The organism is Aliterella atlantica CENA595, assembly GCF_000952155.1.
GTDB lineage: Bacteria > Cyanobacteriota > Cyanobacteriia > Cyanobacteriales > Chroococcidiopsidaceae > Aliterella > Aliterella atlantica.
The window spans coordinates 178,359-190,094 of record NZ_JYON01000009.1; the positions used below are offsets into that span (position 1 = coordinate 178,359).

Below are 11,736 nucleotides of genomic sequence, written 5' to 3' on the forward strand. Positions count from 1 at the left end.
TGTCGCGATCGCCTTCTGTTCGCTAGCGACATCAATTTGTTTCTGGCTTCGGACTAGCTTTAACCGTGACGGGTTGGCTAGGGGGCAACTTTTCAATTGCCACTAAAGATTCTATGACCGATTTGACGACGGGAGCGGCGGTAGTAGAACCGAAGGCAATACCTTTAGGTTCATCTACTACTGCTAATACAACGTAGCGCGGTGACTCAACAGGAAATATACTCACAAAGCTAGTAATTTTCGCGCTGCTATCATAGCCACCTGTTGCACTAGCTTTTTGGGCAGTACCAGTCTTACCAGCGATGCGATAGCCAGGGATTTCGGCTGCTTTGCCCGTACCATCTTTTACTACCTTCTCCATCATTTCCACTACAGTTTGCGTTGTCTTCGGCGAGAATATTTGGCGTTGCTGAGGTAGTTGCGGTTGCCAGTGCATTTGTCCTTGAGTATCAACTAACCCGCGCACTACATGAGGCGTGACTAATTTACCGCCATTTGCTAAAGCGCTGTGCAGTTGAACTAGCTTAATTGGCGTAAGTGAAAATCCTTGCCCGAATGAAGTAGTTGCAGGTTCGATAGGAGAAGAAACAAACTGCTTGCGAGCTTTGATTTGTCCGGCAGCTTCAAAAGGTAAATCTATACCTACAGGTTTAGTTACTCCTAATTTTTGCATCCATTTGTAATACTCGGTCGGCTGGAGGCGCTGCATCATTTGTACCATGCCAACATTACTGGAATACTGCAAGATTCCTGCTACTGAGAGCGATTGATTGTCCTCTTTTTCAGCATTTTTGATCGGCCAACCGCCAACTTTGATAGTATCTGGATCGGGAAATACATCATTTGGTTTAATTACGCCAGTTTCTAAAGCGATCGCCACATTAATCGGTTTGAATGTCGAGCCTGGTTCGTATAGGTCTGATAGCGCCCAATTCTTAAATAACCCTAGCTCGGATTTGTAGTAGGCATTGGGATCGTAGGAGGGATAGGAAACCATTGTCAGGATCGATCCATCCCTAGCATCCATGACAATGACGCTGCCTCGTTTTGCGCCAAATTTTGCCAATTGTTCTTTCAATCGCAATCGCGAGGCTCGTTGCAAGCGGCTATCTAAAGTTAATTGCAGGCGCAAATCATCTACGTGCAGAAAGCCTTGAGGCAGGCGATCGCTCATCAATGCCCCATCGCCCCTACGGTTTAATTTAATTGTCTCCAGCGGGCGTTCTAGCCACTTCTGTTGGCTGTACTCTACTCCTGCTTGTCCTCGGCGATCGAGGTTTACGTAACCAACAACGTCAGCCACTAGGCTTTGTTGGGGATAAAGGCGAGAATACTGTTGAATTAGCTCTAAGCCATCTAGCCGCAATTTGGCGATTTGTTTGGCGGCTTCTTCTGTTACTACTGGGGCAACTCTAATTCCTGTATTGCGAGTAGCAAATTGCTGGCTAAGTTCTGCTGCTGGACGATTCAAGATTCGGCTTAAGGACTGGGCGATCGCTTGTTTTGATTTTTTAAATAGTTTGGGATGGGCGTATAAGGTAAATATAGGGCGATCTACTGCTAAAACGTTGTTTTGGCTATCCACTACTGGACGACGAGGAATAAAAGGGCGCAGCGTGACTATTTGCTGTTTTCTGGCTTTGTTTAGCAGTACCGAGCCTTTTAATATTTGCAATTGGTACAAATTTACCCCTAATGCGATCGCTGCACTTAGCAGTACGCTCCAAACTAGCAACAGCCTGATATAAGGTATGCGCGAGTTGCTAGGGGGCTGTCTATTTTGCTGCTGTTTTCTTTTCTGCCGCGCCTTTGGATTGTTTTTATGTAAAGGGCGCTGGCGTTTAGTTCGGGGAGACGGGGGAACTGAAGTAGGCATTTTGTGCAGGATTCACCGACAGATAAAGTTTGCTTAGGCGATCGCTAGATTTTCATAAGTGTTAATACAGGATAAAGCATACATTTTGTTTTCCTCCATCCTGCTAGTTCTGCTTTAATAACCTGGTGGAACTTCAATTTTTTCTGCTGGTTTTTCTGGCAGCGATGAAGAAGCATCTCCATTCACTGGTTGCAGCACGATCGCTTCTGATGGATTAGGTGCTACTAGCCCCGTAGCTGGTGTCTCAGCTTCGGTTGCCATTTGATTTTTGAGTAGTTCGTTAGTAGTAATTAGTTGCCGCTCGTAGCGCTGTAAGTTTTCTAGCTTGCGGTATTCTTGACTCCATTTTTGCTGAGTATAAACTGTTGCGCCATAGACTAATAACATTCCCCCCATCAGCAAAAATGTTGCTGCTCCAAAGCGTTTTTGTAATTTGGATAAGCGCTTAAACCAAGCTGGAGGCTTTTGGTTCTTAAATGCAATTGGCATCGGTTGTTCGTCGGGCTTAATAACTACTCGCTGATGCAAGTTCGTACCTGCTTTAGCTGGCGGGGGAACTCTTGCTGGAGATGACTGAGAAACTTTTTTTGTCGCTGGATTCATAATTCTTGAGGATTGATATATTTTTCTTGCCATTTACTGTCGGCTATTTTAGATTTTTAATCAATGCCAAATGTTGACATTATTAGAATTTCTTTATCTTTGGCAGCACTGCGTTGCTTATATTACTCTTTGCCTATAGATTGCCTTCGCTTTGAGTGCTTTTTTACTGTTTTACCAGCAGCGCATTCGAGCGAAAGTTAGGCTACATTTTGATTTAGATTGCTGTCAGCGTACGACTTTGACGCAAAACTATGTCTATAGAAGTAGTCAATCCGAGCAAAAATATGTTATACTCCCAAGCAAACTTAGTTGACTGCAATTTTACAGATTTTGTAGCTTATATTAAGTTTGAACAGCTTCACTCTACATATTTTTACAATTATGAGTAAGCTAATATCTAAGCAAGTACAAATGTACTCGTTTAATAAAAGTCAACAAATGAGGTATCTTAATCAACAAGCGGCTCGTTATTATGTTATGTCGCAATTGGTGAAAGAGGAGTTATGAAAACAAAATTCATCGGTATTGCATTGGTATTCAGCGTATTAGCAGGTTCTCTGGGAGCTTGCACTCAAACAGACGGTGGCGGCGAAGCTAGTCCATCACCAGCAGAATCTCCCGCAACATCCCCAACTACATCGCCTACAACTTCGCCCTAGTTAGTTCAACACTGTTAATTCTTAGCTTGGTGAAGTTATCTCCTACAAGGAAAAGCAGCTTGAGCTAGTGGAAACGCCCAAATTCAACTAGCTATGCTTTAAAAGCTTTGTAGGAGATTTATTGTATTAATAAGTTTTGCTCAACCGAATAGCAGATAATAATAAGTAAGGCGGAAGTAATTTCACATACTAATTTGTTAAATAAGTACCAAGCTGATGTTGCTACTGCAATTTAGTACCTCTCATTATTGCCGCAAAGCAAGGCTAGCGCTGGGTTACAAAAAAATTCCTTACCAAGTAAAAAACCTCACTCCTGGCTTGCACGCTCTTCAACTCAAGCCTTTGACTGGACTAACAACTGTACCAGTATTAATTCCAGACTCAGCAACAGGTAAAGCGATCGCCGATTCGACGCATATCCTGACGTTTTTAGAGAATTATTGCCCCGAACCGACATTTTTTCTAGCCAAGAAGCCGCAGCAAACAGAAGCAAGTATGCTCGAAGATTGGTTAGATGAGAGTATTGGTACGGCAACTAGATTTGTGTATTACGATTATCGCTCTGGGGCAGGCAAGCAAATCGATCCTTCATTGTTTAGTCAATTGGTAATTGCTGTAGTTCAAAAGCAATACGGAATTAATCAGGCAAGTGTAGAATTAGCTGCTAGCAGAATAGCTAGTTGTTTAGCAGAATTATCAGGGCGCTGGCAAAATAGTATGTATCTAGTTGGCGATCGCTTTAGTATTGCCGATATTGCAGCAGCAGCCTTGCTTAGTCCCTTGGCATTAATACCTTATTATCAAGAGCAGTATCCTTGGTTATTTGAGCGAATTGCCCAAATCCATCAGCTTTGTGGAGAACCCCTACCACCAGGAATCAACCAGTAGGATCGGCAATTTATGTTAAGCAAACGCCAGTTATTCATTTTGGGGGTAGGTACTAGCATAATTGTAATTTTAAATATCAGAACTTCAAAGACAATTGCTCAATTACCTACAGTAGAAACACCAGAAGAGATACTGCGCACAGAAATCATTATTGCAGCGCGATCGCCAATAGATGGCAAACCATTAAGTGCTGCGGAGTATGCTGAAGTACAAGTCCAACTGCAAACTCGGCGCAATCCGCCTAAATTAAGTCCTAAAGTTAGGGAAACTGTCTTTCTTTTACGCTTGCGTCAACTGATTCGTACTTTCGCCCCATTTTTGCCAATTTAATTGCTAGCAAGTTAGATACTTGTGATACTTTTGCCCAAAAATCAACAACTATCTTTGACAGGTTATTGGCTATAAATGTAAACAATATGTATAAATATGACGATAGAAGCAAATTAATATGCAATTAGGTAGCTCCATGTCTATAACCATAGCCCCCGATCAGGTCGAGCGCATCGTTTGGAATCAGCACCAAGATCCTTTTGAAGTGCTAGGCGCTCACCCGATAGAACAGGATGGTAAAACCGTTTGGGTGGTAAGAGCTTACTTGCCAAATGCCAACGAAGCATGGGTGATCCTGCCAGAAGAGAGGATCGAATACCAAATGCATTCAGTTCATCATCCCCATTTTTTTGAATGCACGATTGATACTTTAGAACTAGCAAATTATCAACTGCGCGTTCGAGAAGGCGATCGCGATCGGGTAATTTACGATCCTTATGCCTTCCGTTCTCCACGCTTAACAGAATTTGACTTACATTTATTCTCTGAAGGCAACCACCATCGCATCTACGAAAAGCTAGGAGCGCATTGTGCAGAGATAGATGGCATCTTGGGCGTTTACTTTGCTGTTTGGGCTCCTAATGCCCGTAACGTCTCGCTACTGGCAGATTTTAATCATTGGGATGGACGCAAAAACCAAATGCGTAAAGGTCCAACCGGGGTTTGGGAATTATTTATTCCTGGCATGAAAGTAGGGGATAGTTATAAATACGAAATAAAGAATTTTGACGGTCATATTTACGAAAAATCAGACCCTTATGGCTTTCAACAAGAAGTTCGTCCCAAAACTGCATCTATCGTCGCCGATTTAGACGCTTATCAGTGGAACGATGCCGATTGGATGGAGCAACGCCGTCATACAGACCCTTTAACTCAACCGATTTCAGTTTACGAGCTGCATTTAGGTTCTTGGCTGCACGCTGCTTCAGAAAGACCTGCGATCGCACCTAATGGCGAACCTGAGAGAGTAGTCACAGTTTCCGAACTCAAGCCAGGAGCGCGATTTCTCACCTACCGCGAACTTGCAGACCACCTTATCCCATATATTAAGGAATTAGGCTACACCCATATAGAATTGTTACCAATTGCCGAGCATCCTTTCGACGGTTCTTGGGGTTATCAAGTCACTGGCTATTATGCAGCGACTTCCCGCTATGGTAGCCCTTTAGATTTGATGTATTTGATCGACCAATGTCACCAAAACGGTATTGGCGTACTTGTTGATTGGGTTCCAGGTCACTTTCCCAAAGACGGACATGGACTTGCTTTCTTCGATGGTTCCCACCTTTACGAACACGCCGATCCGCGCAAAGGCGAACATAAAGAGTGGGGAACTTTGGTGTTCAATTACAACCGTCACGAAGTAAGAAATTTTTTAGTAGCCAACGCGCTATTTTGGTTTGATAAGTATCATATTGATGGCATCCGCGTAGATGCAGTTGCTTCTATGCTTTACCTAGACTACTGTCGTAAAGAAGGCGAATGGCTGCCAAATCAGTACGGCGGTAGAGAAAATTTAGAGGCAGCAGATTTCTTACGTCAGACCAATCACGTAATTTTTAGCTACTTTCCTGGGATTCTCTCCATTGCTGAAGAGTCTACATCATGGCCAATGGTATCGTGGCCTACATACATGGGCGGACTTGGTTTCAACTTGAAGTGGAACATGGGATGGATGCACGATATGCTGGACTATTTCAGCATGGACCCTTGGTTCCGGCAGTTCCATCAAAATAACATCACATTTAGCATGTGGTACAACCATAGCGAAAACTTTATGTTGGCTTTATCTCACGATGAGGTCGTACATGGCAAAAGCCATATAGTTGGTAAGATTCCTGGCGATACCTGGCAAAAACTTGCCAATATGCGCTGCTTATTTGGTTATATGTTTGCTCATCCTGGTAAGAAAACTCTATTTATGGGCATGGAGTTTGCTCAATGGAGTGAATGGAATGTTTGGGGCGATTTAGAATGGCATCTGTTACAGTATGCACCGCATCAGCAGTTAAAGACATTTATGACGGATCTCAACCATATTTACCGTCAAGAAAGCGCTCTTTACAGTCAAGATTTTGCCGAACCAGGATTTGAATGGATAGATTGCAGCGACAACCGCCACAGTGTAGTTGCTTTTATACGCCGCGCCAAAGACTCAGATGAATTTCTCATTGCTGTCTGTAACTTTACTCCTCAGCCTCACGCCCACTATCGTATTGGCGTACCAGAGCTAGGATTTTATACAGAATTGATGAATAGCGATGCCCGCGAATACGGCGGCAGTAACATGGGTAATCTGGGCGGAAAATGGGCAGATGAATGGTCTTGTCACAACCGTTCTTACTCAGTGGATTTGTGTTTGCCACCTTTAGGAATCTTAATTCTCAAACTCGATCGCGCGAAAACTGCAGCAGCCCTGCAAAAGTAAGAAAGCCTACTTGATAAAAGGCGATCGCCAAGGGGATACTAAAAATGTTCTTTACACATTTATTTTTCCCGCAAGGCGATCGCCTTAACACTTACACAAACTACTTGCGCTTTGTGGGTTTATTTGCCCGCTTTTCGGCATCTTGACGGCGGCGATCGCTCCATCCTACTGCTGTTAAATAAATAACTCCACCGCTGACAATCACCAGCAGACTAAAAGCAGCTATAGCCAAAACATTTAAAACATTTGTTTCCACTTTAACTTACAGCCCATTACGACCCCAAACTACCATCGCAATCGACCAGGTAAAGACAACTAAGAGCGAAACCCATCCTAATGTCAAAATTTCCATAATAATTTGAAATTAAAATCGCAAAACAACTTCAAAAACTATCATACTCCTAAGTGGAAAATGATTTTTCTAGATTTTGTCTAGCTACATTAAGCTAATCCAGTGTAGCCTAAGCTGAGGCATAAACCCGTATTGATTAACACTCTCAGGACTGAAGCTACTAATTTAGGTACGATCGTGTGTTTAAGTCAAGTTTTACCCAATTCGTACCCAAAATACAAGTTTTATCTAAATTAATCCGATAATTGCTTAAATAGTTTTAAGCAAGCACTTAATCACAACTACTCTCAAAGTCTGTCTATAACTGGTTTTCAACGGAGAGGGTGGGATTTGAACCCACGATGACATTGCTGCCATAACGCATTTCGAGTGCGTCGCATTCAACCACTCTGCCACCTCTCCATAAGGCATGATTTAGGTGTAATTATAACCGATTATCTGAGCAATTAGCCAAAATTCTACAGCAAAGCGCTATTAGTTTCAGGTGATTCCAGAGTTGGTTCAAACTTATTAGCTGCTGTCCATTGAATAGCACCATCTCGCACTGTTGAGAACACTTGAACCTTATCAGTGCGTAAATTGGCTAAACTGTCTGTATCGGTGCTACTAGAGGAAATAATTACAACTTCTGGAGCGATCGCCTCAACTGTATCCCGATCCAATGATTTACCGAAAGACCACAAAACCTGAGCATTAGTTAAATTTTGCTCTTTGAGGTTCATACTACCCACTAGCAACCAATTTTTGTTCTGAATTTGTATTTGCCATATCGGTATTTGAGCATCAACTAACTTAAATGTTGTAGAACCTGCTGTAACACTCTCTCCCCCCTGCAACATTTGTAAGCTGCTACTTTTAAGCGATCGCACTTTTTCCCAGAGCTTTGCATTCTCTTGTGCAGCATAAAAATTTTTAACTGGAAAACGCTGTAGAAGTTCTTGCCAATTGTTATTAGTATTCAAATTAGTTGCGATCGCCCAATCAATCTGATTAATACCTTGCTGCTGTAAAAAAGGTAAAGTTGTAAACTGGGAAGTATTTTGTTCGCCGCTGCTAAATACCAATACCTTTCTACCCTCTTGGATTACCATAACGGGTTCAGTACCAGCCGCCAAGATAGTTACCCGAAATACTGTAGCCTGGATTTGCCAAACAGGAATTAATACTAATCCAACTGCGATCGCACCTGCAAACCACCAGCGTTTGCGCCACCAAGGAAGAAAACAAACTAAAGCGATCGCTCCATACACTGCTAGCAATTGCCAAATTGCTATTTTGCCAACAGCGTACGAATTTCCTGGTAAGCGGGAGAACAACTCTACTAGCAAAATTAAACTGCGAGTAGGGTAATACAACAACCAAGCTAAAGCACTTCCTACTATAGGCGAGACTAAGGCAGCGATCGCGCTAATAATTCCACCAATACTGATAATTGAGATTAAAGGTATGCTGAAAATATTTGCGATTAAGCTATAGACTGGTACTACTCCAAAAACATAGAGTTGTAACGGTAAAGTCCATAAAGCTGCTGCAATCGGTACAGCAATTAAAGTAGCGATCGCATTTGGCATCCAGTCTAATCGATTTATCAGTGCTGGAACTGTAACTATTAACCCTAAAGTCGCTAAGAAACTCAGTTCAAACCCCAAATCCCAAATCCATAAGGGATTAAATAAGAGTAAGAGCGTTGCTGCTATTAACAGAGAACCTAAAGGTTTGACTTTTCTCTCAGTAGCTAGAGCAATCAAAGCGCCAAATCCCATAATTACCGCTCTTAACACCGAAGGTTGCAAGCCAGTTAAGCCAATAAACACAAATAAAGCACCTACACCGCAGCCAAATTGCCAAGTAGTACCGAAACGTTTAGTTAAAGTTAGGACCAAACCCAGAATTAAAGCAGTTTGAAAGCCAGATGCGGCTAAAGCATGAGCCAATCCCACACGAATAAATAAGTCGCGGATATCATAAGGCAAATCTACCGCTTTACTTCCCAAAACCATCGAGCTTACAAGCTGACCTTCAGGACTCCCCAGCCAGCGTACTTGCGATCGCACAATTTGCCTATTAATTTGCCACAATCCCCAAGGCGGCGGTTCGCTGTTAATTAACTTTACTTGCCTACCGCTCATCCCAGCGAAGGTATTTTCCCGCTGCAAAAACTTCTGGAAGTCAAAACTGCCTGGATTACTAGCTGGTTTCGGTCTGTACAAAACGCCGCTAACTGTTACCCTCTGTCCTGGATACAACCCAGTAGTTTGCAGCAAAGGCACAGTTACGTACAATTTGCCTGTAACTTTCTTTCTATTAAATTCGCTTACCTCTAACCAAAACTGCCCTTTTTGGCTACGAGTTAGACGGGGTACGCTATCAATCTTGCCTTGAACCGTAACAACTTGCTGTTGAGTATTGTTATTTACTTGACTAATATCATTAGCAGCAGGGTAAGGTAGTCTTGCTTGAAAATATAGCGTTGCTAAAAAGCCAAGTGCACTAGCTGCTAGCATTACTGTCGGCTTAACTTGTCTGAATGTGTAGCGATCGCTCCTGCTTGCTGTGTAAGTTAATACTATAGATATAGTTATCCCTACAGCTACTATTGCGTATCCTCCCCACTCAACAGTTGTGGATAGCAAGCCAAGTATATAAGCAAGGCAGAAAACTATACCACTCATCTGACTCATTGAATTTAAAAATTTAATTTTTTAGCTTAATATACAAAACCTTAGCTGCTGGATTATTTTCATGTGGTGTTATCTTAATTTCAAATATATCAATAGCTTTAATCAACTCTCCTAACTTTTTGTAACCGTAGCTTCTAGAGTCAAAAGATGAGGATAGTTTATTGATTTGTCCTCCCAATTCTCCTAAAGTTACCCATTCATCTTCTTCGGCGATCGCATCATAAGCATTTTTAACAAGCTTCACTAATTTTAAATTTGCTTTTAGCTCCGCGCTACTTTTTGGCTTATTACTTTGAGTTTCTTTTTTACCTTTTGCAGCTTCAACTAACTCTCTTTCCTCCGTTTCTTCTATGTTTTCTGTATAAGTAAATTTATCGCAAGCTTTCTGAAAAGGTTCTGGTGTCTTCTTTTCGCCAAATCCATATACAATTAGTCCTGACTCTCTGATTCTACAGGCGAGTCTAGTAAAATCACTATCGCTGGAAACAATACAAAAACCATTAAAATTGTTAGTGTATAGCAAATCCATTGCATCTATTATTAATGCGCTATCGGTAGAATTTTTTCCCGATGTGTAACTAAATTGCTGAATTGGTTGAATAGCGAATTTATTTAACTTGTCTTTCCAACTATTTAAATGCGTGCTTGTCCAATCTCCATATACTCTTTTAACATGAGCAGTACCATATTTAGCGACTTCTTTGAGTAAAGCTTCAATTATGCTAGCTGTAGCATTGTCAGCATCAATTAAAACCGCAAGTTTATCTGATTTAAATTGAGCTTCACTTTTCATGGTCATACTGCAAACTTAGTTACTAACTAAGCATTTTTTAATAAAGGAAATCCTAGTTGTTCTCTTTGCTGCAGGTATAGTTGAGCAATTCGCTTCGCTAAACTCCGAATTCTGCCAATATAGCGAGTTCGCTCTGTTACTGAAATAACTCCCCTAGCATCTAGCAAGTTAAATACATGAGAACACTTTAATATATAGTCCAAGCTGGGTAGAACTAATCTTCTTTGTGTGAGTTGCTCTGCTTCCTTTTCGTACAAACCAAATAGAGTCAGTAGCATTTCTGGGTTAGAGGCTTCAAAGTTATAAGTGCACTGCTCAATTTCGCCCTGGAGATGAACGTCTCCATAACTAATAGTGTCAGTCCAGTGTATTTTGGCGATCGCTTCGACTCCTTGAAGATACATAGCCAAGCGCTCTAATCCATAGGTAATCTCAATTGACACTGGACGGCAATCAATTCCCCCACACTGTTGGAAGTAAGTAAATTGCGTAATTTCCATTCCATCTAGCCAAACTTCCCATCCTGTACCCCAAGCGCCTACAGTAGCATCTTCCCAATTGTCTTCTACAAAGCGAACGTCATGGTCTTCAGGATGGATACCTAACGCTCTTAAAGAATCAAGGTAAATGCCCTGGATGTTTTCAGGCGAAGGTTTAATTAAAACTTGATATTGATAATAGTATTGAAACCGATTGGGATTTTCGCCATAGCGCCCATCTGTAGGACGGCGACAAGGTTCGACGTAAGCAACCGACCAAGGTTCAGGTCCTAGCGCCCTTAAAAATGTATGAGGGTTTTTAGTCCCTGCCCCTTTTTCCATGTCATACGCTTGGGCAATTAGGCAACCGCGATCGCCCCAGAATTTATTTAATACAGCAATAACAGATTGAAAATTCACAGGTTTTAACGCCTCATCAGAACAATGCACTAATCATTGTTGCCTAAAACCATTACGAAAACTAGCTTTGGGGAATTTCTCGATCTTTTTTAAAAAAGGTGTTGACAAAGCCAAAGGAGTATTGCTACATTAGTAAAGCGCCAGAGAGGAAGGAGACAGCAAAGCGAGTGCCCAACTCACTAGCAGCGCACCGAACCATGAAAACATTATAGTTGAAAAGCCAAAAA

General features: G+C 41.9%; 11 protein-coding genes and 1 tRNA gene. 4 read left to right on the forward strand and 8 right to left on the reverse strand.

The annotated features are described in order from the left end of the window. Positions 1 to 31: 31 nt before the first annotated feature. Positions 32 to 1,876: a peptidoglycan D,D-transpeptidase FtsI family protein gene (locus UH38_RS10850; protein WP_045054673.1), complete on the reverse strand. Its 1,845-nt coding sequence runs from the start codon at positions 1,874 to 1,876 to the stop codon at positions 32 to 34. 114 nt (positions 1,877 to 1,990) lie between these two features. Continuing rightward, positions 1,991 to 2,512, reverse strand: coding sequence for a hypothetical protein (locus tag UH38_RS24800; protein ID WP_235355188.1), 522 nt, complete (start codon positions 2,510 to 2,512; stop codon positions 1,991 to 1,993). Between the two features lie 470 nt (positions 2,513 to 2,982). Here UH38_RS24800 and UH38_RS27200 point away from each other — a divergent pair, with 470 nt between their 5' ends. The 4 genes from UH38_RS27200 (at position 2,983) to glgB (ending at position 6,784) form a co-directional block, all read left to right on the forward strand. Beyond that, positions 2,983 to 3,138 (forward strand): hypothetical protein, encoded by a 156-nt coding sequence (locus UH38_RS27200; protein WP_200892386.1) that lies wholly within the window; start codon positions 2,983 to 2,985, stop codon positions 3,136 to 3,138. Between the two features lie 216 nt (positions 3,139 to 3,354). Further along, the gene (locus tag UH38_RS10860) at positions 3,355 to 4,026 is read left to right on the forward strand and encodes a glutathione S-transferase family protein (RefSeq protein ID WP_045054674.1); all 672 of its coding nucleotides are present in this window, start codon (positions 3,355 to 3,357) and stop codon (positions 4,024 to 4,026) included. A 12-nt stretch (positions 4,027 to 4,038) separates the two neighbouring features. Further along, on the forward strand, positions 4,039 to 4,356 hold the full coding sequence (locus tag UH38_RS10865; RefSeq protein WP_045054675.1) for a hypothetical protein: 318 nt from the start codon (positions 4,039 to 4,041) through the stop codon (positions 4,354 to 4,356). A 136-nt stretch (positions 4,357 to 4,492) separates the two neighbouring features. Then, positions 4,493 to 6,784: a 1,4-alpha-glucan branching enzyme gene (gene glgB / locus UH38_RS10870; RefSeq protein ID WP_045054697.1), complete on the forward strand. Its 2,292-nt coding sequence runs from the start codon at positions 4,493 to 4,495 to the stop codon at positions 6,782 to 6,784. Positions 6,785 to 6,884: 100 nt separating this feature from the next. Here glgB and UH38_RS27205 read toward each other — a convergent pair whose 3' ends face one another. From UH38_RS27205 to glyQ, 6 genes are all read right to left on the reverse strand, one after another. Next, positions 6,885 to 7,040 carry a hypothetical protein gene (locus tag UH38_RS27205; RefSeq protein WP_200892387.1) on the reverse strand — a complete coding sequence of 52 codons (156 nt, stop codon included), beginning with the start codon at positions 7,038 to 7,040 and terminating at the stop codon, positions 6,885 to 6,887. A gap of 6 nt (positions 7,041 to 7,046) precedes the next feature. Continuing rightward, positions 7,047 to 7,136 (reverse strand): cytochrome b6-f complex subunit PetN, encoded by a 90-nt coding sequence (petN, locus tag UH38_RS25345; protein WP_012408302.1) that lies wholly within the window; start codon positions 7,134 to 7,136, stop codon positions 7,047 to 7,049. A 315-nt stretch (positions 7,137 to 7,451) separates the two neighbouring features. Next, positions 7,452 to 7,538, reverse strand: a tRNA-Ser gene (locus UH38_RS10875). Between the two features lie 56 nt (positions 7,539 to 7,594). Further along, a complete protein-coding gene (locus UH38_RS10880) occupies positions 7,595 to 9,817 on the reverse strand; it encodes a ComEC/Rec2 family competence protein (protein WP_045054676.1) in 2,223 nt (740 codons plus the stop codon). A gap of 13 nt (positions 9,818 to 9,830) precedes the next feature. Beyond that, positions 9,831 to 10,610, reverse strand: a complete 780-nt coding sequence (locus UH38_RS10885) for an NYN domain-containing protein (protein WP_045054677.1) — start codon at positions 10,608 to 10,610, stop codon at positions 9,831 to 9,833. A gap of 26 nt (positions 10,611 to 10,636) precedes the next feature. Next, complete coding sequence (gene glyQ, locus UH38_RS10890) at positions 10,637 to 11,509, reverse strand: glycine--tRNA ligase subunit alpha (protein WP_045054678.1); 873 nt, start codon at positions 11,507 to 11,509, stop codon at positions 10,637 to 10,639. Positions 11,510 to 11,736 lie beyond the last annotated feature (227 nt).